This is a genomic window from Achromobacter sp. (assembly GCF_050285565.1).
In the GTDB taxonomy this organism is placed as follows: domain Bacteria; phylum Pseudomonadota; class Gammaproteobacteria; order Burkholderiales; family Burkholderiaceae_B; genus Achromobacter.
Window position 1 is genome coordinate 283,687 of the sequence record NZ_JBLZXG010000009.1, and the last position, 18,966, is coordinate 302,652.

An 18,966-nucleotide genomic window follows, 5' to 3' on the forward strand; every position below is an offset into this window, starting at 1 on the left:
ACTGCGATTGTAGATTAGCAAACAGTACACTTTTGGGCAATGGAAATATCGCAGAAATTTCGCAAGTGCTAATCTGTGCTGCAAAGAAAAACCCGCCGGAGCGGGTTCTTTTTCAGGGACATACACGCTACGTTGGCGCGCGCTTCCCCTGACCTAGTTTTGCACTACACGCCGTGGCGCGCCCATGGGCGTGTCGCACTCACATAGTGAGTTTCAGCAGGCGCGTGGCGTAGTCGCGATCAATGGCGCCGCCGCGCTGGGCGTGCTCATAGACCAGATTCACGACTTCGCCGTACTTGTCGGGAGAAAGCGACACGCCGAGGCTTTGTTGTATCTCTGCGACAACCTTCACCGCACCACCTACGAAGCTCGGGTCCGTGTGCACGGTAGCCTGGGGCGCGATGCCGCCAACCGATGAGTGGGGCTGATCCATCCAGTACTCGGGTTTACCGGCGGCTTGCTCAATGCGCCGGCTGGTTTTCTCTGTGATGGCCCGGTGGCCGTTGGCCATTTGCGACAGAAACGACGGGCCCGATTGACCCAGTTTTTTAGCAAAGCTGGCCGGACCACCTTGCTCTTCGAGGACGGTTCGCAGGTTCTGTCGACGTTGCTTCGTGAGGGCAGTCTCTTGATTCATGGGTGTTTCCTCGGGCCGGTTGTTGTGGGGTTAACACTAGGCCGCGACAGTAACATCCGTGCGAAAGATAAGCAATACGTAATGTAGCCTTGCCCTTAAATATGGCTGATTGCTAAACTGCGTTAGCAAACTGACCATTGGAGCGACCTTATGAACGACGATCCGTTGGCCGCGGTGTACGCGGCCCGGCTGACCCACCTGCGCAAGATCGCTGAGGCCGAAGGCGGCCAGGACGCGCTGGCGCGGCGCCTGGGGGTCGGCCAGTCCTACGTGTCCCAGCTCATCGGCAAGAATCCCGAGCGCAACATCAGCGAGCGCACCGCGCGCCGCATCGAACGCCAGCTGAAACTGCCGGTGGGCATGCTGGATCTGGCGCCGGTGGGCGTATGACCGAGGCCGACAAGCAGGCGCTGGTCGCGGCGCTCGGGCCTATCGTCGACCGCGTGCGCCGCGATGTGTGCTGGAAGAAAACTGACGACGGTCCGCGCCGGGTCGACGAGGCCCTGACCGACGCGCGCCTCGCGCAGCACGTCAACGGCGGCCCGGCCTATGGCGCGGCGCCAATCCGGCCGGGCGAGTCCGTCACGATGCTGGGCGTTCTGGACTTCGACAGCCACAAGGGCGACACGCCCTGGCCAGAAATGCAGGCCACGGCCCTGCGTGTCGCGCGCGCGCTGGAGGCGCAGGGCGGCCGGCCGGTGGCGTTCCGCTCCTCGGGCGGCCATGGCATCCACCTGTACTGCCTGTGGGCCGAGCCCCAGGACGCGTACAGCGTGCGGGCGTGGCTGCGCGCGGCGCTGGCCGCGGCCGGCCTGGCGCCGGGCACCAAGGGCGTGGCCGACGGCCAAGTCGAGGTGTTCCCCAAGCAGGACGCCGTGGGCACCGAGAAGAAGCGCTTCGGCAACATGTTCATCCTGCCGCTGGCCGGCGCCAGCGTGCCGCTGGATCCGTTCGACCTTGACGACCTGCCGCGCGACTACCTGGTGGGCATGGACTGGCCGTTGTCGGCGCCCGTGCCGGTGCTGGAGAAGCCCGAGCGCAGCGCGGCGCTGGTGCCGGCCGGCGACGCGGACGCCGCGGTGCTTGCGAGCGCCCTAGGCGCCATCGCCAACGAGGATGGCGCGGCGCTCGACTACGACCAGTGGCGCGACGTCATCTTCGCCATCCACCACGCGACCGCCGGCGCCGACTACGGTCTGGAGCTCGCGCACCAGTTCAGCGCGCGCAGCGATAAGTACGATCCCGACTTTCTGGACAACCGCGTCTGGCCCTACATCGACAGCGGCAGGCCGGACGCGGTGACGGTGCGCACGGTGCTGCACATGGCGCGCCAGGCTGGCTGGCAGGAGCCGCCCGAGCTGGTGGCGCGAGACTTCGAAGTGGTGGAGGCGCCGCGAACGCCGGACGGCCGGCCCGCCGCGCCGATGCCGCCCTTCAAGCGGGACGACCACGGCAACATCCTGGCCACCATCGATAACCTCACGATGGCGGCGCGTGACCCACGCTGTTGCAACGTGGTACTGGCCTACGACGACTTCCGAGCCGAGATCATGGCCGCGCCGGTCTACGCGTCGCAGATGTGGCGCCAGTTCGAGGACGCGGACTACACCCGCATGCAGATCTTCATGGAGCGCGGCGGGTTCAAGAAGATCACCAAGGAAGCCTTGCGCGACGCAGTGTGGCTGGTGGCCATCGAGAACCGGTTCGACTCGGCGATCGAATGGGCCCGCAGCCTGGAATGGGATGGCGTGCCGCGCGTCGAGACGTTCCTGGAGCGGTACTGTGGCGTGAAAGCCACGCCTTACGCGCGCGCCGTGTCACGGTACATGTGGTCGGCGCTGGCCGGCCGGGCGCTTGAGCCTGGCGCCAAGGCGGACATGGTGCCGGTGCTGATCGGCCCCCAGGGCGCGCGCAAGTCTTCCGGCGTGGCCGCCATGGTGCCCTGGCCCGAGCTGTTCGCCGAGATGGATCTTGCAGACCGCGATGCCGAGGCCAGCCGCCGTATGCGCGGGCGCCTGGTCATCGAGTTGGCCGAACTCAAGGGGCTGTACTCGCGCGACGCCGAGGCCATCAAGGCGTTCATCACTCGGCGGCACGAAGAGTGGAGGCCCCTCTACAAGGAGTTCAACACCATCTTCCCGCGGCGCAACCTCTTCATTGGCACGGCCAACGTCGGCGAGTTCCTGTCGGACGACACGGGCGAACGGCGCTGGTTGCCGGCGGTGGTCGAGGGCCTGGTGGACGTGGAGGCAATCGAGCGCGATCGGTTGCAGCTGTGGGCCGAGGGGTGCGCCATGTTCCAGGCGGCCGGGGTGGACTGGCGCGATGCGGAGACGCTGGCGCGCGATGTGCACGGCGAACACAAGATCAGCGATTCGTGGGCGCCCGTGGTGGAACAGTGGCTGACCGCTGGCGATTTCGATGTCGTGGGTGGCGAACCGGGGCCGGGCGCGGGTCGCCGGATGGTAGTCCAGACGCACGAGGTGCTGATCGGGGCGTTGGGGTTTGACGCAAAAAACATCAAGAAGGGGGAAGAGAGGCGCGTCGCGGCGATTCTGAAGTCGCAAAATTATGCGCTTGGCCGTCCGTACGTCAACGGTAAGCGGTGCCGGGCCTGGGTGTACGGAATTGCGTATTCGCAGGATTCTACGAACTCGCAAGATTTTGCGGATTTAGTGTGATGGGCGCGCCGCACTCGGGACGGATGGGACGTATCGGGACGGATGAGAATGGCCGCTATCCGTCCCATGCTAAACCCAATAAAAACAAGGGTTTGCGGGGTGTTGGGACGTATGGGACATATAAATCTCTTACCTTAATCGCGCGAAAGAATAGGGGGGAAAAAGGTAAAGAGAGAAACTGGGTGTCCCATCCGTCCCATCCGTCCCATGCTGAACTCGTAGATTTTTGCGCATTCCCGCTGGCGCGAGTGGCCGAACGATCAGGAGGGGCGCCATGTCCCGAATCACGGTAGGGGTGAACGACCGCGGTGTGCGGGTCGGCGAAGACCACCAACGCGCCACGCTCACCGACCACGATGTTGAGCTCATGCGCCAGCTGCGCGAGGATGAGGGGATCGGGTACAAGCGGCTCGCGAAGATGTTCGACACCAGCGTGCGCAACGTGCGCGACATCGTGAACTACAGGCGACGGGTAACGACCCCGACCGCTTGGAAGACGGTCGAAGGGTAGGGTGCGCATAACTCGGGCTGCGGAAATTACCGTCCCGAGCATGGCCACCAAGCTGACACCTGAAAAAAAGATCGCCTTCCTCGCTGCCCTCGCGGAAACGGGGAACGTATCGCGCGCAGCAAAAGCAATCGACGTGGCGCGAATCACGGTCTACGAGTGGCGCGACGAGGACGAGGAGTTTGCTGCGGCTTGGGAGAAGGCCAAGCGCGTGGGGATGGGCCTGCTCGAGGACGAAGCGTTTCGCCGCGCATTCGATGGCACGAAGAAGCCCGTGTTTCACCAAGGCCTGCAGTGCGGCACGATCCGCGAGTACAGCGACACGCTGACGATTTTTCTGCTCAAGGCGCATGACCCCAAGTACCGGGAAAAGACCGGCCTCGAGCTGACGGGCGCTGGTGGCGGCCCGGTGCAGATGAGCGACTCGCAGGTCGCAGGCCGCCTGGCCGCGCTCATCGCCGTGGCGCAGGCGCGCCAAGCGCAGGAAGCGCGCGACGAGCCCGGGGCCGACCTGGTGTAGGGGCGCGGCGTGAACGCGGCCGACATCCTGAAACTGCTGCGCTACCTGACCCCGGCCGAGCGCGCCGAGGTCGAGGCCATACTGGCGCAGGACAAGACCATCTGGCGGCCGCTGCCCGGGCCGCAGATGATGGCCTATGACTCGATGGCGACAATCATCGGGTACGGCGGCGCCGCGGGCGGGGGCAAGACCGACCTCGCGTGCGGCAAGGCCCTGACCGCGCACCAGAAGATCCTGGTGCTACGTCGTGAGGCCACCCAGCTGACGGGCATCGTCGATCGCTTCACCGAGCTCCTGGGCGGGCGCGACGGCTACAACGGCGCCGAGCGCATCTGGCGACTGCCGGCGCGGCAGATTGAATTCGGCTCGACGCCCAACCCCGACGACTGGAACAAGTACCAGGGCCGGCCGCACGACCTGCTGGTCTTCGACGAGGCCGCCAACTTTCTCGAAGGGCAGGTGAGGGCGTTGTTGGGGTGGTTGCGCTCGGTCGACCCGACGCAGCGCTGCCAGGCTCTCCTCACGTTCAACCCGCCCACCAACGCCGAAGGGCGGTGGATCATCGATTTCTTTGCGCCTTGGCTCGACCCCAAGCACCCAAACCCGGCTCAGCCGGGCGAGCTGCGCTACTTCGCCACCGTCGACGGCAAAGACGTCGAGTGTGCCGACGGCACGCCATTCACGCATAACGGCGACCTGATCACGCCCCTGTCGCGCACCTTCATCCCGTCGCGAGTCAGCGACAACCCGTACCTGATGGGAACCGGATACATGGCAACCCTCCAATCGCTGCCGGAGCCGCTGCGCTCGCAGATGCTGTACGGCGACTTCCAGGCCGGCATGGAGGACGACGCCATGCAGGTCATCCCCACCGCCTGGGTGGAGGCCGCCCAGGCCCGCTGGAAGCCGATGCACAACAAACCCCGCATGGACAGCGTGGGCGTGGACGTGGCGCGTGGCGGCCGCGACAACACCATCCTCGCGCGGCGCCACGGCTGGTGGTTCGACGAACCTCTGGCCTACGCCGGCAAGGCCACCCCGGACGGTCCGAGCGTGGCCGGCGTTACGATCGCCGCCGTTCGCGACCGCGCACCGATCCACATCGATGTCGTCGGCGTGGGCGCAAGCCCCTACGACTTCCTGGTGCAGGCGGGCCAGCACGTGCTCGGCATCAACGGCGCCGAGGCCGCGCCCGGTACGGACAAATCCGGCCGGCTGACCTTCGCGAACACCCGCAGCCACGACTGGTGGCGGATGCGCGAGGCGTTGGACCCCGTCGCGGACAACGGCATTGCGCTGCCACCGGACCGTCAACTGCTCGTCGACCTGTGTGCGCCGGTATGGCGGCTGCAGGGCCGCACGATCTACGTCGAAAGCCGCAAGGACATCATCAAACGCATCGGACGGTCGCCCGACTGGGCGAGTGCCTACATCCTGGCGCTGCGCGAGACGGCGCGAATCGATGACATCCCGGGTGCGCATACCCGCAAAACCGCCGCCTACGATCCGTACGCAAATCTGAATCGATAGGAACAACGGATATGTGCGAGCCCGCCAGCGTGTTGCCGATCTCGGCCCCAAGCTGATGCAGAAGTGGCAGGACCAGCAGGCCCAGGCCATCTCGCAGCTCCGCGAGGAGTGGGCGAGTACGGCCAAAGCCGACAAGGAGTACGGCGGGGATGCCCTGGCCGAGAACCTGGCGGTGGCCAAACAGGCTTTGGACACGTTCGGCACCCCGGAATTGCGCTCGTTGCTCAACGAGTCCGGCACCGGAAACCACCCGGAACTGATCCGGTTCATGGTCCGAGTCGGCAAGGCGATCAGTAGCGACACGTTCGTCGCTGGCGACCGCGGCGGCCAACCGGCCAAGCGTGACCTGGCGAACAACCTTTACCGCAAGCAATAAGGAGCCGTCCATGGCCACCCTCCCGTCCCGCCCCGGCGCCGTCACCCTGACGGATTTCGCCAAGTCGATCGACCCGAACGGCTCCACCGCTTCGGTGATCGAGCTGTTGAACCAATCCAACGAAGTGCTGCAAGACATGCGCTGGATCGAGGGCAACCTGCCCACGGGCCACCGTACCACCGTGCGCACCGGCCTGCCCACCCCCACCTGGCGCAAGCTGTACCAGGGTGTGCAGCCCACCAAATCGCTGCGCGCCCAGGTGGATGACGCCACCGGCATGCTCGAGGCGCGCAACGAAGTCGACGTCGATCTGGCGGCGCTGAACGGCAATACCGAGTCGTTCCGCCTGTCGGAAGCGCAGGCTGAAGTGGAAGGCATGAACCAGGCCTTCACCCAAGCCCTGTTCTACAACGACACGGCCGCCAATCCTGAACGCTTCATGGGTCTGGCCCCGCGCTACTCGTCGATCTCCGCGCCCAACGGCGTGAACATCGTCGACGGCGGAGGCACTGGCAGCGACAACACGTCGATCTGGCTGGTGCTGTGGGGCGAGAACACCGTGACCGGCATCTACCCCAAGGGGTCGGAAGCGGGCCTGACGCACCAGGATCTGGGCGAGATCGACGCGTTCGACACCCAGACCCCTCCGGCGCGTTTCCGCGCACTGGCCGACCTGTGGAAGTGGAAGTGCGGCTTGACGGTCCGCGACTGGCGCTACGCCGTGCGAATCGCCAACGTGGACATTTCTGACTTGGTGGGCCAAACGGGCACGCAGGCGCCGACAGCCTCCACCGCGATCATCAAGCTGATGATTCGCGCCATGGCCCGCATCCCGCAGATGGGCATGGGTACCGCGGCGTTCTACTGCAACCGCACGGTCAAGGAATTCCTGTCCATCGCCGCGCTGGACAAGTCGAACACCGCCCTGGCCATTCAGCCGGCGGTCAACCAATTCGGCGATGTGTCGCCGGGCAGCGTCGGCAACGGCACCACGACCTTTCTGGGCGTGCCGGTGCGCACGGTGGACGCGCTGTTGTCCACCGAAGCCCGCGTCGTCTAAGCGTCCACGCGAAACGGAGAACCATCATGATCCTGGACACTCAAGAAACCTTCTCGGAAGGTCAATCCATCGCGGCGGCCGCGGGCGATGTCGTTTCGACCAACGTCTATGACACGGGCGCGGCCCATGACGTGGGTATCGGCGAGCCGCTGTACCTCTACGGGCGCATCGGTACGGCTGTCGTCGGCGCTGGCGCCACGGTGCAGGCTGTCCTGCAAACGGACGACAACGTCAGCTTCTCGTCGCCGCGTGAATTCCCCATCACCGGCGCGCTGGCGCCGGCCGCCCTGGGGGCCAACGCCGAGATTTTCAAGTACCGCCTGCCGATCGGCCTGGAACGCTACCTGCGTCTGGTGTACCGCGTAGCCGGGGCCACCACCACCGCGGGCACGGTCAGTGCGTACATCACCAAGGACGTGCAAGCCAACGTCCCGTACGCCAGCGGCTTCACCGTCGCGTAAAGGAGCTCAGCCATGAAAGTTATCGCTACCGCACTCGGCTACGCCGGCAAGGACGGCCATCAACTGCGCCAACCCGGCGACATCTTCGAGGTCGCCGACGGTGAAACAGCGAGCTGGTTCAAGCCCGTCGAAGATCACAGTGACGACGCCAAGCCGGCCAGTCGTTCCGCGGGCGGCCGAAATCGGACTCAAGGTGCGTCCGACGACCTGGCCTAAAGGCGCGCCGCCCTCGATTCCGAAGGCGTGAAGACGGGGGCTTCGGCCCCCGTTCTTATCTTGGAGCTTCGTTATGGCCTCAGACGTCGATATCTGCAATCTGGCGCTCGCGCATATCGGTGACGATGCAACCGTATCGAGCATCGATCCTCCCGAAGGCAGCGCCCAGGCCGAGCACTGCTCGCGGTTCTACCCCATCGCGCGCGATGCTGTGTTGGAGGCCCACGACTGGAACTTCGCCAGCACCAGGGCGGTGCTGGCACAGGTTGCGTCCCAATGGTCTTCTTGGGCTTTCTGCTACGAATTACCCACGGAATGCCTGCGAGCGATCGCGGTGTTGCCCCCGGACGCCACAGACGACTACAGCGCCTCGCTCAGGGATGCGAGTGAGATCGGCTACCCCGGGGCGCGCCTTGTCGGCGGCGCGGCGCGGTACATGCCCCAAGAGTTTTGTGTCGAGACGGACGCGAACAACCGCCCGCTGCTGTACACGAACCAGGCGCAGGCCGTTTTGAGGTACACCCGCCGAATGCGGGATACCACCAAGTTTTCCCCGCTGATGGTCGACGCGCTATCGCGCCTGTTGGCATCGTACTTGGCTGGGCCGGTACCCCCGCGTAATCGAGGACGGCTTAGATCGTCTCGCAATTCAAACGCAACAACTCGCCGAGGAAATGACTCGCACTGTGCGCGTTGGCGTATCGAGTTCGACCTCGCCCACCGAATATCTCGACGAGGTTCTGGCTGAAGCACGTGCGAGCGCTAACGCCGCGCAAGCTGCGCAAGAAGGCGCCGAGCTTGCGGAAGACAGGGCTAAAGACTGGGCCACGAAGCTTGGCGGCCCTGTCTCCGGCGGTTTGTACTCTGCGCAGTTTTATGCACTGCAAGCCCAGACGAACGCCGGGCTGCCGGTGTATCAACCGGGGTCTTTGCCGACCAGCAACGTCGGCGATATCTTCGTCGCAGGCGCGGGCGTTTGGCGCTGGCTGACGTCCGGGTATGTGCCCAACAATTTGCCGCGGCGGTTCCGCGCCCAAGGCGACTGCACGCAGACGACCACCTCGGCGACCGTGCCGGCCGGAAGCTGGCGCGCGGCGGCCAACGATTGCGACATCCTGCTGGCTGCGTCCATGACCAAGACGCTGCAGGCGTCCGGGGGCTGGGCCGCCGGCACGGGCCAAAATGGCCTCTTCACTGGCGCGCGGGCCGCGAACACGTGGTATCACCTCTTCGTGATCCTGAACCCCACCACGGGCGCCGTGGATGTCGGTTTCGATACGAGCCCGATTGCCGCAAATCGGCCGGCGGACTGGTTGGCGTATCGCCGCATCTGGTCGGTCCTGACGGACGGGTCCAGCAACTTGGTCACCATGTTCCAGTCTGGGGCCCGCACGTACTACCAAGACCGTCGATCAGACGTGAGCAATGCTGGTGTGACGAACGTGTCTACCGGCTCAACCTTCGCAGTTAGCACGCCCCTGGGGGTGGAGGTGCTTGGGGAGTTCGCATTGAGCCTTGCTTCTGGCGCCGCGGTAGGTGTGTCTATGTTCAAGCCCGGCGCCATAGGGATACCCGGGACAGTTGGCGACGTTGTTTCGTCGTCCGGTTCACAGTACTCCCGTGTGGCGGTGCAGACCAGCGCAGGCGGTGGGGTCTCCGCGCGCGCGACCACTTTGATAACGCAGGGCTTTTATCTTTCCACAGTCGGCTGGATCGACTTCATCGGGGACTAGACATGGTGATGCGTTGGGTTCGACACGACGAGAATGGCAATCGGCTGCCTGGAGACTTCGCCCTGCAGCAGGAGGGGCCGGGGGAATGGATGGACGAGGCCGATATCCCGCCGGCAGCGATCGCGTTCACGGTGTCACGCTTCCAGGCCCTGGCCGCGCTCATGCAGGCCGGTCTGCTGGATGACGTGACCGCCTGGGCGAACGCGCCGGGTACTGATCCGCTGCACAAGCTGGCATTAGAAACTGCGACGGAGTTTTCCATCGCCAGCCCGACGATGACCGCCGGCGCGGCCGCGCTCGGCTGGTCTGGTGCACAGCTGCAGGCACTGTTCAATGCGGCAGCGGAGATCGTGGCGTGATCCCGGAGCCGCCGGGCCTGGGCGAAGACGCCAAGGTGATTCTCACGGCGCTGCGCGATATGCAGGCCGAGGCCCAGCGCGACAGCGATGCGAAGCACGAGGCCAATCGCAAGGAAATGCTGGCGCTGTCCGCCGCGGTAAAGACCGCGTTTCCCGCCGGAGACTTCGACGGGCATCGCCGCTACCACGAGCTGCTCATCGCGCGCGAAGAGCAGCGCCAGCAGATCCGCCGAGAAGTGCTGACCCACCTGATCAAGGGAAGCACCTGGGCCATGCTGGTGGGCCTGATCTTGATGCTGGTGCGCAGCGCAAAGGACTACCTCAAATGACATTCGACACAGCATTCGATCGCCTCATCGGCCACGAGGGCGGCTACAGCAACCATCCCGACGACCCAGGTGGGGAAACCATGTGGGGCATAACCGTCGCGGTGGCGCGCGCCAATGGCTACACGGGCCCCATGCGCGAGCTGCCGCGCGACGTCGCCAAGAGCATCTACCGCGCGCAGTACTGGGACAAGGTGCGCGCCGACTCGATGCCCTTCTCGGTGGCGTTCCAGGTCTTCGATGCTGCGGTGAACCACGGCGCCGGGCAGGCTGCCAAGTTCCTGCAGCGCGCCGCCGGCGTGACAGGCGACGGGGTCATCGGGCCGAAGACCCTGGCCGCGGTGGCAGCCGCGCCGGCGGCCGCGCTGCTGATTCTGTTCAACGCCGAGCGCGAGCAGTTCTACACCGACCTCAAGACGTGGCCCAGTTTCGGCAAGGGCTGGTCGCGGCGTGTCGTCACCAATCTGCGGTACGCCGCGGGGGATCTGTCATGACCTTCGACTGGAGAGGCGCGCTCGGCAACCTGGCGCCGATGCTGGCCACCGCCCTGGGCGGCCCGCTCGCTGGCGGTGCCGTGGCGGCGATCACCGAGGCGCTGGGCCTGGGGCCGAACGCATCGGACGCCGAAATCGCCCGGAAGCTGGCCACCGCCAATCCGGATGTCCTCGCGCAGCTGAGGAAGGCCGAGCAGGACTTCGCCGCGCGCATGGCGGAACTCGGGTTCAAGAGCGAGGCCGACCTGGCCAAGATCGAGGCCGAAGACCGCGCCAACGCACGGCAGCGCGAGGTCGAGCGCCAGGACTGGACGCCGCGCATCCTGGCCTACCTGGTGACCGCCGGCTTTTTCGGCATGCTCTCGGTGATGGTGTTCGCCGAGATCCCGGCCGCCAGCAAGGAACCGCTTTACATCCTGCTGGGCTCGCTGGGCACCGCCTGGACCAGCATCATCGCCTACTACTTCGGCAGCACCGCCGGCGGCCAGAAGAAGTCCGAGCTGCTGGCCAAGGTGAAACCCTAGCGCGGCGCCATACCCTTACGCAGCTTGCGCGGCTCTTCCAGCATTTGGGCGACATCCTGGTCGCGCTCAATCACACAGGGCTCCACGGCTAGGCCCTCCATGAGGTCGTCGTAGATCTGGCCCATCAGGCTGGGCGGCCGTTTCAGGTCGCCGGACACCTGGTGCAGACGCAGCAGCACCGAGCGCAGGCGCTTGACCTCCCAGAGCAGGGCGATCACATCGGGGTTCCAGGGCTGGCGCTCGCGGATGGCGCGCAGCTGCTCGACGGTGAGTGGGTCTTTGAACGGCATGGCTGAAATGACTGGTTATACATCCAGTATATTCCGCAATAATTGGGGCCATTTCAGGAGAGCTGCCACAAGTCGGCCGGGGTTGGGCGTTGCGAGACATCGGCCGCCACTGTTCCCGCGTATTCGGTTACAGTTAAATGCCCCTTTGCCATGGAGTCCACCATGCGTTCTATCCTTTTCGCGATTGTCCTGGCCATCGTCGCCATGCCCGCGATGGCTCAGATGACCTGCAATACGATCGGCGCTTCGACCTTTTGCACAGACGCCGGCGGGAATAGCTACACCGCGAACACCATCGGCGGGGCGACCTTTGTCAACGGCTCGAACGGGTACACGGCTACGCAGAATCACATTGGCGGCAGCGCATTCGGTTCGGACAGCGACGGTCGCACTTGGAACGCGAACACGATCGGGGGAACCACGTTCGGCAGCGACAGCACCGGCTACACGTGGTCAGCAAACACGATCGGGGGATCAACATTCGTGAATGGCAGCGACGGTGGCAGTGCGGTGTGCAACCAGATCGGCGCGACCCTATTCTGCAATTAGGCGGGGTAGTTTCGGGGGACTTCTGTGGCCAGTACGGTACAGAACAGGGCAAAATGGGTAATGAGCGCCCGCTGTAAGTTGTTGATAAATAAAGAACTACAAAAAAATCCTAGGGTCAACACCTAGTCAAAACAGGCCGGCGGCGTATAATCTTGCTTTGCGCCCGGAGTTACCCATGCGTCTCGTTCAAAAAGCGCTCACCTTCGACGATGTGTTGTTGGTGCCCGCGTATTCCGAGGTGTTGCCGCGCGACACCTCCCTGGCCACGCGCCTGACCCGCAACATCTCCCTGAACATCCCCCTCGTGTCCGCCGCCATGGACACGGTCACCGAATCCCGCCTGGCGATCGCCATGGCCCAGGAAGGCGGCATCGGGATCATCCACAAGAATCTGTCCGCCGACGCCCAGGCCCGTGAAGTCGCCCGCGTCAAGCGCCACGAATTCGGCATCGTGATCGATCCGGTCACCGTCACCCCCCAGATGAAAGTGCGCGACGCCATTGCGTTGCAGCGCCAGCATGGCATCTCGGGCCTGCCGGTGGTGGAAGGGCGCAAGCTGGTCGGCATCGTCACCAACCGCGACCTGCGCTTCGAAGAGAACCTGGACCAGCCCCTGCGCAACATCATGACGCCGCAGGAACGCCTGGTCACCATGAAGGAAGGCGCCACGCTGGACGAAGCGCAGGCCCTGATGCACAAGCATCGCCTGGAACGCGTGCTCATCGTCAACGACGGTTTCGAGCTGCGCGGCCTGGCCACCGTCAAGGACATCGTCAAGAACACCGAACACCCGCTGGCCAGCAAGGACGCCCAGGGCCAGTTGCGCGTCGGCGCCGCGGTCGGCGTCGGTGGCAACACCGAAGAGCGCGTTGAAAAGCTGGTCGCCGCAGGCGTCGACGTGCTGATCGTCGACACCGCCCACGGCCACTCCAAGGGCGTGCTGGAAGGCGTGCGCTGGGTCAAGCAGAACTACCCCAAGGTCGAAGTCATCGGCGGCAACATCGCCACCGCCGCCGCCGCGCGCGCGCTGGTGGAATACGGCGCCGACGGCGTCAAGGTCGGTATCGGCCCCGGCTCGATCTGCACCACCCGTATCGTGGCCGGCGTCGGCGTGCCGCAGATCCACGCGATCTCCGAAGTGGCCAAGGCGCTGGAAGGCACGGGCGTGCCGCTGATCGCCGACGGCGGCATCCGCTACTCGGGCGACGTCGCCAAGGCCCTGGCCGCCGGCGCGTTCTCCTGCATGATGGGCGGCATGTTCGCCGGCACCGAAGAAGCGCCGGGCGAAGTGGTGCTGTTCCAGGGCCGCTCGTACAAGTCGTACCGCGGCATGGGCAGCCTGGGCGCCATGACCGAAGGCTCGGCCGACCGCTACTTCCAGGACCCGGCCAACAACGCCGACAAGCTGGTCCCCGAAGGCATCGAAGGCCGCGTCCCCTACAAGGGCAGCGTGCTGGCCATCATCTACCAACTGGTCGGCGGCATCCGCGCCTCCATGGGCTACTGCGGCGCCGCCACCATCGACGACATGCGCACCAAAGCCGAGTTCGTGGAAATCACCTCCGCCGGGGTCCGCGAATCCCACGTGCACGACGTACAGATCACCAAGGAAGCGCCCAACTACCGCGCCGACTGATCCCCGTACAGTCAACTACAATGTCATGCATCACGCACCGGCAGAACCGCAAAATCAGTCAGCGGGTCTGCCGGTGCGGTTTTATTTACTGCGGTTTCATTCATTACCGGTAGAGTCTCCATGCACCAGCGCATCCTCATTCTCGACTACGGTTCGCAAGTCACCCAACTGATCGCCCGCCGCGTGCGCGAAGCCGGCGTCTACTCCGAAGTGCATCCCGGCGACGTCGACGATGCCTTCATCCGCGACCAGATGGCGCAGGGCCTGAAGGGCATCATCCTGTCGGGCAGCCACGCATCGGCCTACGAAGAAGGCTCCATGCGCGTGCCGCACGCCGTGTTCGAGCTGGGCGTGCCCGTGCTGGGCATCTGTTATGGCATGCAGTCCATGGCGCAACAACTGGGCGGCGTGGTCAGCTTCTCCGACCACCGCGAATTCGGCTACGCCGAAGTCCGCGCCCACGGCCACACCAAGCTGCTGGAAGGCCTGGAAGACTTCACCACCGCCGACGGCCACGGCATGCTCAAGGTCTGGATGAGCCACGGCGACAAGGTCACCGAGCTGCCGCCGGGCTTCAAGCTGATGGCTTCCACGCCGTCCTGCCCCATCGCCGGCATGGCCGACGAAGATCGCCGCTTCTACGCCGTGCAGTTCCACCCCGAAGTCACGCACACCGTGCAGGGCAAGGCGATGCTGGCCCGCTTCGTCAACGAGATCTGCGAATGCCAGGGCGACTGGAACATGCCCGACTACGTCGCCGAAGCCGTCGCCCGCATCCGCGAGCAGGTCGGTGAAGACGAAGTCATCCTGGGCCTGTCCGGCGGCGTCGACTCGTCGGTGGCCGCGGCCCTGATCCACAAGGCCATCGGCGATCAATTGACGTGCGTGTTCGTCGATCACGGCCTGTTGCGCCTGGACGAAGGCAAGCAGGTCATGCAGACCTTCGCCGAGAACATGGGCGTCAAGATCATCCACGTCGACGCCACCGAGCAATTCATGGGCAAGCTGGCCGGCGTGGCCGACCCCGAAGCCAAGCGCAAGATCATCGGCCGCGAATTCGTGGAAGTGTTCCAGGAACAAGCCGGCAAGCAGAAAAGCGCCAAATGGCTGGCCCAGGGCACCATCTACCCCGACGTCATCGAATCGGCCGGCGCCAAGACCGGCAAGGCCACCTCGATCAAGTCGCACCACAACGTCGGCGGCCTGCCGGACACGCTGAACCTGAAGCTGCTGGAACCCCTGCGCGAACTGTTCAAGGACGAGGTCCGCGAACTGGGCGTGGCCCTGGGCCTGCCGCCGCAGATGGTCTACCGCCATCCGTTCCCGGGCCCGGGCCTGGGCGTGCGCATCCTGGGCGAAGTCAAGCATGAATATGCCGAACTGCTGCGCCGCGCCGACGCGATCTTCATCGAAGAACTACGCAATACCAAGGACGAGGCCAGCGGCCTGACCTGGTACGAGCTGACCTCGCAGGCGTTCGCCGTGTTCCTGCCGGTGAAGTCGGTGGGGGTGATGGGCGATGGGCGGACGTATGAGTATGTCGTGGCGCTGCGCGCGGTGCAGACGTTCGACTTCATGACGGCGGACTGGGCGCCGCTGCCGCATCCGTTGCTGGCTCGGATTTCCTCGCGGATCATCAATGAGGTGCGGGGGATCAATCGGGTGGTGTATGACGTTTCGAGCAAGCCGCCTGCGACGATTGAGTGGGAGTGAGTTGACGTGTGGTGATGGCCTGTCGTAAGCAGGCTATCTCATTGCAGCTCGTGCGCAATATACGGATTAAAAAAGCTTGTAACAAAAAACCCAATCAATTACATTTCTACCCGTTAACACGGGAGCTAGTAAGATGTTCGTATCAAACGCGGAAGCCATAGCGCGACGGGCGATGAATCGGATTGAACCGAGATTGGCGGATAAGTACGCGAGTTTGATCAGATTTCTGGGAATGAACCCCGAGGCGGCGTCAGCAATGCGGGGGCGAAGGGGTGTGGAGCCTGGATCTGAAGCTTATATCGAATTGCAGGCTGACAGTTTTGTAGCGGCGAGAGCGCCTCGTGTGCCGTTACCGCCGGCCACTGTGCCGGATGAGATGGTATCTGTAATTCTTGGCAGCTACTTCAATATTGCCGAAAATGAGCTTGATAGAGTAAAACGCGAGCACCAGTTGTCAATGGGGGCTGAAAACCTCGTCGGTGAGCTTTTGGAGCGTTATTTGGCTGAAATTATGGAACCTCGGGGATGGATATGGTGCTCCGGATCTATAGTAAAGGCAGTCGATTTCATTAAGCCTCCTCAAGATGCAAGCGAGTGCTGGAGATCGCTGCAGGTCAAAAACCGGGACAATTCTGAGAATTCCTCTAGTTCCGCTATTCGGGTTGGAACCACGATTGAGAAATGGTTCCGTACTTTTTCCAGAAGAAGAGACCTTAATTGGGATGCCTTTCCCGAAGAAGAAATACGCCCGTTAGTTTCAGAAGCTGGATTTCAGGAATTTGTGAAAGCGTACCTTGGGAAATTGAAGTGAACCTTGGCTAAGCGATAACAGAAAGACGAGCAGGAACAATAAGCGTGCTCTGTTATGCGGGTTCCTCGAAGAGTGTTCTTTGCGAGGATTCGGAGCTTATTGTGGTCTTTGCTTTAGATCGCGGTCGCTTCGTCAAGGCAGATGGTTGCAATGGTTCTGTTCTTTCGGAAGTGATACCTAGAAGCTTCCGGGTTGCAACTTCCCAACTTACTTCGTCGGTGCATTTGTAACGCGAATACGAGAAGCCAATAGGAGGAGATACGTCTTTACCAGCCATGTGCGCTAAGATAGCGCGGCCCACGGCTTCACCCAGTCCAACTGGAACTGCGTTTCCAACTTGACGATACTGATCTACAAGTTTTCCCCCAAGTGCCCAGTCATCCGGGAACATTTGAAGCCTCTTGTATTCCTGGATTGAAAGCGGGCGATTAGCGACAGGGTGGCAGATGTCGGTTGCGGGCATATTGGGCGATGTTACAAGAGTGCACGAAGGTTTGTCCCAGTGCAGTCGGCGCAAAAAGCCAGTTTTGCCTCCCCCTGAATAAAAGCTCCTACCCAAAGCCTCTTTTTGAAGCTCCAAAGGCAAATGTTTCCAGTACTGACCAGGCGACAGCATGCGGTAGAAGCGTAGTCGATCCTCCGGGAAATTGACATGGTCGCAACCAAGCGCGTCCATGCCTTCCATAGCGTCGCGGAAAGTTCTCCATTTCGGAAGACCAAAACTCCCGTCCTGGCTATGCGTTGGCATCAAATGGGGAAGTTTTGTGCCGTCCCGCGAGCAGATAAGAATTACCCGCTCGCGAACTTGGGGTACTCCAAAGTTTGCTGCATTGTATAGGTTAAAGGATATGCCGTAGCCACCTGCTCGCAGCATCTGAATTATATGAAGAAGAGCCCCTCCAGCCTTTTCTTCATAGCCAGGCGCCCACTGTTCACCGCGCTCTGCATGAGGACGATGTGCCAATGGAGCTGAAAGTAGGCCGCGGACATTTTCGATAACCGCGTATTTCGGTCGAAGCTCTAGTATTAGTTCGATGAATTTCAGGAAAACGTTGCCGCGCATGTCTTGGAATCCTCGACGCGCGCCTGCTGTGGAAAAGGCCTGGCAAGGGGGACCTCCCACAATAACGTCGATTTCATCTGTCTCCGACAGTCGTGCGGCCTTGCGTATGTCCTGCGCAGAGTATTGCCAGACGTCCCCCAATAATGCCAGATCCGGACGATTCGTTTCGATCGTTTTTCTGCAGTGCTTATCCTGTTCGCAGGCCAGAAGCACATGAATACCGGCCTTTTCTAAACCGAGATCCAAACCCATGGCACCCGAAAAGAAAGAAAGTGCTTTCAACTTTGGGAGTGGACCCGACCGCCGTATTGCATGATCAGTCGGTGCTTCAGTCTTATTAAAATTGTATCTTTCAAGAGAAGCGGGGGATACGAGCCATTGCTTGCCGATCCGTTGACCCTCAAGTTGATTGGCTCGTAGGAGCGAGCGGACGCGCTGTTGAGAAATTCCTAGCCGCGTGGCCGCATCTTTGACTGACAGAAAATCAGGGAGAGTCATTGGGTATGGTTGTGGTTTCGATACCGAAACCAATTCTATACCAAAACGTGCTGATCCGCATCCCTCAAAAATTTTCGACCATGGGGGCATAGGCGGTCAGATCTAAGGGGCTTTTTGTTCGTCAACCTGTCCCGAGCTTTTTGTGGGATGAAAAGCCTTTTGGGGGGGGGAAACGTCCTAGATCTCTTGTTCTACCAGAGCGGCGCCCATGACTGCGATCCAAGACGCTTGAAGATATTGAAGGTGCCCCCGTATCCGTGATTTTGTACGTGATACCTATCGTAAGAAGACGCCGCCGAGGTTCCCGGGCGTACATGGCAACGATCTTGTCGTCAAAGCCGGTGAAACGCCGCTCGTGCTTCGGGATGAGCCGCGGCGCGAAGCTGCCGTCACGGTCACGCGGCACCTCGATACGTACTGGGCCTTTCCCAGTAAGCACTGTCTTGGCGCCTTTGCCATTGTGCTGCTTGGCGGCACAATGGCATAGCCCAGGCGATGGTTCATCTCGCCACCGAGCGCACGCTCGATCAATGCCTTCTTTGAAGGTCAGCGAGTCGGCGTTGATGGCTTCGGCCGTCATCGGGCCGTTGCCAACCGACGCCAGCAGCTCAGGGGGGAGTAGCCGGCAGATCCGCCAGCTTGGCCCATGCGGGATGCTCCGGTATCCAAACGACGGAGACTCGTCGATCAACGCCTTGACTGGTGCAGCAAGCTTCGCGTCGGCCTTCGGCGCCGACTTCGTTGTCTTGTAGTACACGGTGCGGCGAGGCACACGTGTTGCGTCGACTGCTGGGCCGCGGACTCGGCGTTAGCAATTCAAAACTATAAAGCGGAAATCAGAAGTTCAGCACACCCAGGGCGTACACCATCGTGGCGGATAGATGTCGGTGCAAGAAGACTTATTCGGAGGGAGCATGGTGGCCGTGCGAGAAGCGGGATTCTACGAGTCGGACAATTACAGCGTGACGCTACGATTTGAGC

Annotated in this window: 22 protein-coding genes and 1 pseudogene; 19 read left to right on the forward strand and 4 right to left on the reverse strand. The window is 62.8% G+C overall.

Translation table 11 applies throughout. The features are described 5' to 3' along the window. Positions 1-199: 199 nt before the first annotated feature. A complete protein-coding gene (locus tag ACN6O8_RS20345) occupies positions 200-637 on the reverse strand; it encodes a hypothetical protein (RefSeq protein ID WP_427992799.1) in 438 nt (145 codons plus the stop codon). A gap of 150 nt (positions 638-787) precedes the next feature. Here ACN6O8_RS20345 and ACN6O8_RS20350 point away from each other — a divergent pair, with 150 nt between their 5' ends. From ACN6O8_RS20350 to ACN6O8_RS20420, 15 genes are all read left to right on the forward strand, one after another. Then, positions 788-1,027: a helix-turn-helix domain-containing protein gene (locus ACN6O8_RS20350; RefSeq protein ID WP_238919383.1), complete on the forward strand. Its 240-nt coding sequence runs from the start codon at positions 788-790 to the stop codon at positions 1,025-1,027. Then, positions 1,024-3,318 carry a VapE domain-containing protein gene (locus tag ACN6O8_RS20355; RefSeq protein WP_427992800.1) on the forward strand — a complete coding sequence of 765 codons (2,295 nt, stop codon included), beginning with the start codon at positions 1,024-1,026 and terminating at the stop codon, positions 3,316-3,318. The genes ACN6O8_RS20350 and ACN6O8_RS20355 overlap by 4 nt, the downstream gene beginning before the upstream one ends. 274 nt (positions 3,319-3,592) lie before the next feature. Beyond that, the gene (locus ACN6O8_RS20360) at positions 3,593-3,829 is read left to right on the forward strand and encodes a hypothetical protein (protein WP_427992801.1); all 237 of its coding nucleotides are present in this window, start codon (positions 3,593-3,595) and stop codon (positions 3,827-3,829) included. Positions 3,830-3,869: 40 nt separating this feature from the next. Next, on the forward strand, positions 3,870-4,346 hold the full coding sequence (locus tag ACN6O8_RS20365; RefSeq protein ID WP_427992802.1) for a terminase: 477 nt from the start codon (positions 3,870-3,872) through the stop codon (positions 4,344-4,346). Between the two features lie 9 nt (positions 4,347-4,355). Next, positions 4,356-5,876 (forward strand): terminase, encoded by a 1,521-nt coding sequence (locus tag ACN6O8_RS20370; RefSeq protein ID WP_427992803.1) that lies wholly within the window; start codon positions 4,356-4,358, stop codon positions 5,874-5,876. Between the two features lie 13 nt (positions 5,877-5,889). Next, positions 5,890-6,252, forward strand: coding sequence for a hypothetical protein (locus tag ACN6O8_RS20375; RefSeq protein WP_427992804.1), 363 nt, complete (start codon positions 5,890-5,892; stop codon positions 6,250-6,252). 10 nt (positions 6,253-6,262) lie between these two features. After that, positions 6,263-7,312, forward strand: a complete 1,050-nt coding sequence (locus ACN6O8_RS20380) for a major capsid protein (protein ID WP_427992805.1) — start codon at positions 6,263-6,265, stop codon at positions 7,310-7,312. A 26-nt stretch (positions 7,313-7,338) separates the two neighbouring features. After that, entirely contained in the window at positions 7,339-7,773 is a 435-nt protein-coding gene (locus ACN6O8_RS20385; RefSeq protein WP_238919395.1) for a Bbp16 family capsid cement protein, read from the forward strand. Positions 7,774-7,785: 12 nt separating this feature from the next. Further along, entirely contained in the window at positions 7,786-7,989 is a 204-nt protein-coding gene (locus tag ACN6O8_RS20390; protein WP_427992806.1) for a hypothetical protein, read from the forward strand. 73 nt (positions 7,990-8,062) lie between these two features. Continuing rightward, positions 8,063-8,737, forward strand: coding sequence for a hypothetical protein (locus tag ACN6O8_RS20395; RefSeq protein ID WP_427992807.1), 675 nt, complete (start codon positions 8,063-8,065; stop codon positions 8,735-8,737). Then, on the forward strand, positions 8,664-9,722 hold the full coding sequence (locus tag ACN6O8_RS20400) for a hypothetical protein (protein WP_427992808.1): 1,059 nt from the start codon (positions 8,664-8,666) through the stop codon (positions 9,720-9,722). Before ACN6O8_RS20395 ends, ACN6O8_RS20400 begins: the two co-directional genes overlap by 74 nt. A 2-nt stretch (positions 9,723-9,724) precedes the next feature. Beyond that, positions 9,725-10,081, forward strand: a complete 357-nt coding sequence (locus ACN6O8_RS20405; protein WP_427992809.1) for a hypothetical protein — start codon at positions 9,725-9,727, stop codon at positions 10,079-10,081. Then, positions 10,078-10,410: a hypothetical protein gene (locus tag ACN6O8_RS20410; protein WP_427992810.1), complete on the forward strand. Its 333-nt coding sequence runs from the start codon at positions 10,078-10,080 to the stop codon at positions 10,408-10,410. The genes ACN6O8_RS20405 and ACN6O8_RS20410 overlap by 4 nt, the downstream gene beginning before the upstream one ends. After that, positions 10,407-10,901 carry a glycoside hydrolase family 108 protein gene (locus tag ACN6O8_RS20415; protein WP_427992811.1) on the forward strand — a complete coding sequence of 165 codons (495 nt, stop codon included), beginning with the start codon at positions 10,407-10,409 and terminating at the stop codon, positions 10,899-10,901. The genes ACN6O8_RS20410 and ACN6O8_RS20415 overlap by 4 nt, the downstream gene beginning before the upstream one ends. Further along, a complete protein-coding gene (locus ACN6O8_RS20420; protein WP_427992812.1) occupies positions 10,898-11,425 on the forward strand; it encodes a hypothetical protein in 528 nt (175 codons plus the stop codon). Before ACN6O8_RS20415 ends, ACN6O8_RS20420 begins: the two co-directional genes overlap by 4 nt. Here ACN6O8_RS20420 and ACN6O8_RS20425 read toward each other — a convergent pair. After that, positions 11,422-11,715, reverse strand: coding sequence for a hypothetical protein (locus tag ACN6O8_RS20425; RefSeq protein ID WP_427992813.1), 294 nt, complete (start codon positions 11,713-11,715; stop codon positions 11,422-11,424). The genes ACN6O8_RS20420 and ACN6O8_RS20425 overlap by 4 nt on opposite strands. A gap of 162 nt (positions 11,716-11,877) precedes the next feature. Here ACN6O8_RS20425 and ACN6O8_RS20430 point away from each other — a divergent pair, with 162 nt between their 5' ends. From ACN6O8_RS20430 to ACN6O8_RS20445, 4 genes are all read left to right on the forward strand, one after another. Then, positions 11,878-12,264, forward strand: coding sequence for a hypothetical protein (locus ACN6O8_RS20430; protein ID WP_427992814.1), 387 nt, complete (start codon positions 11,878-11,880; stop codon positions 12,262-12,264). 175 nt (positions 12,265-12,439) lie between these two features. Continuing rightward, positions 12,440-13,900: an IMP dehydrogenase gene (guaB, locus tag ACN6O8_RS20435; protein WP_049073345.1), complete on the forward strand. Its 1,461-nt coding sequence runs from the start codon at positions 12,440-12,442 to the stop codon at positions 13,898-13,900. A gap of 120 nt (positions 13,901-14,020) precedes the next feature. Further along, a complete protein-coding gene (gene guaA, locus ACN6O8_RS20440; protein ID WP_427992815.1) occupies positions 14,021-15,613 on the forward strand; it encodes a glutamine-hydrolyzing GMP synthase in 1,593 nt (530 codons plus the stop codon). A 133-nt stretch (positions 15,614-15,746) separates the two neighbouring features. Further along, complete coding sequence (locus ACN6O8_RS20445; RefSeq protein WP_427992816.1) at positions 15,747-16,424, forward strand: SinI family restriction endonuclease; 678 nt, start codon at positions 15,747-15,749, stop codon at positions 16,422-16,424. 52 nt (positions 16,425-16,476) lie between these two features. Here the strand turns inward: ACN6O8_RS20445 and ACN6O8_RS20450 are convergent, their stop codons facing one another. Beyond that, complete coding sequence (locus tag ACN6O8_RS20450) at positions 16,477-17,985, reverse strand: DNA cytosine methyltransferase (RefSeq protein WP_427992817.1); 1,509 nt, start codon at positions 17,983-17,985, stop codon at positions 16,477-16,479. Between the two features lie 304 nt (positions 17,986-18,289). After that, positions 18,290-18,650 (reverse strand): annotated as a pseudogene (locus ACN6O8_RS20455) (transposase); the annotation flags it as partial. Positions 18,651-18,966: the final 316 nt, after the last annotated feature.

Bases quoted from the DNA above. Each gene is read 5' to 3' on its own strand.
- ACN6O8_RS20345 (WP_427992799.1), bottom strand. From the start codon at position 637: ATGAATCAAGAGACTGCCCTCACGAAGCAACGTCGACAGAACCTGCGA.
- ACN6O8_RS20350 (WP_238919383.1), top strand. From the start codon at position 788: ATGAACGACGATCCGTTGGCCGCGGTGTACGCGGCCCGGCTGACCCAC.
- ACN6O8_RS20355 (WP_427992800.1), top strand. From the start codon at position 1,024: ATGACCGAGGCCGACAAGCAGGCGCTGGTCGCGGCGCTCGGGCCTATC.
- ACN6O8_RS20360 (WP_427992801.1), top strand. From the start codon at position 3,593: ATGTCCCGAATCACGGTAGGGGTGAACGACCGCGGTGTGCGGGTCGGC.
- ACN6O8_RS20365 (WP_427992802.1), top strand. From the start codon at position 3,870: ATGGCCACCAAGCTGACACCTGAAAAAAAGATCGCCTTCCTCGCTGCC.
- ACN6O8_RS20380 (WP_427992805.1), top strand. From the start codon at position 6,263: ATGGCCACCCTCCCGTCCCGCCCCGGCGCCGTCACCCTGACGGATTTC.
- ACN6O8_RS20385 (WP_238919395.1), top strand. From the start codon at position 7,339: ATGATCCTGGACACTCAAGAAACCTTCTCGGAAGGTCAATCCATCGCG.
- ACN6O8_RS20390 (WP_427992806.1), top strand. From the start codon at position 7,786: ATGAAAGTTATCGCTACCGCACTCGGCTACGCCGGCAAGGACGGCCAT.
- ACN6O8_RS20395 (WP_427992807.1), top strand. From the start codon at position 8,063: ATGGCCTCAGACGTCGATATCTGCAATCTGGCGCTCGCGCATATCGGT.
- ACN6O8_RS20400 (WP_427992808.1), top strand. From the start codon at position 8,664: ATGACTCGCACTGTGCGCGTTGGCGTATCGAGTTCGACCTCGCCCACC.
- ACN6O8_RS20405 (WP_427992809.1), top strand. From the start codon at position 9,725: ATGGTGATGCGTTGGGTTCGACACGACGAGAATGGCAATCGGCTGCCT.
- ACN6O8_RS20415 (WP_427992811.1), top strand. From the start codon at position 10,407: ATGACATTCGACACAGCATTCGATCGCCTCATCGGCCACGAGGGCGGC.
- ACN6O8_RS20420 (WP_427992812.1), top strand. From the start codon at position 10,898: ATGACCTTCGACTGGAGAGGCGCGCTCGGCAACCTGGCGCCGATGCTG.
- ACN6O8_RS20425 (WP_427992813.1), bottom strand. From the start codon at position 11,715: ATGCCGTTCAAAGACCCACTCACCGTCGAGCAGCTGCGCGCCATCCGC.
- ACN6O8_RS20430 (WP_427992814.1), top strand. From the start codon at position 11,878: ATGCGTTCTATCCTTTTCGCGATTGTCCTGGCCATCGTCGCCATGCCC.
- guaB (WP_049073345.1), top strand. From the start codon at position 12,440: ATGCGTCTCGTTCAAAAAGCGCTCACCTTCGACGATGTGTTGTTGGTG.
- guaA (WP_427992815.1), top strand. From the start codon at position 14,021: ATGCACCAGCGCATCCTCATTCTCGACTACGGTTCGCAAGTCACCCAA.
- ACN6O8_RS20445 (WP_427992816.1), top strand. From the start codon at position 15,747: ATGTTCGTATCAAACGCGGAAGCCATAGCGCGACGGGCGATGAATCGG.
- ACN6O8_RS20450 (WP_427992817.1), bottom strand. From the start codon at position 17,985: ATGACTCTCCCTGATTTTCTGTCAGTCAAAGATGCGGCCACGCGGCTA.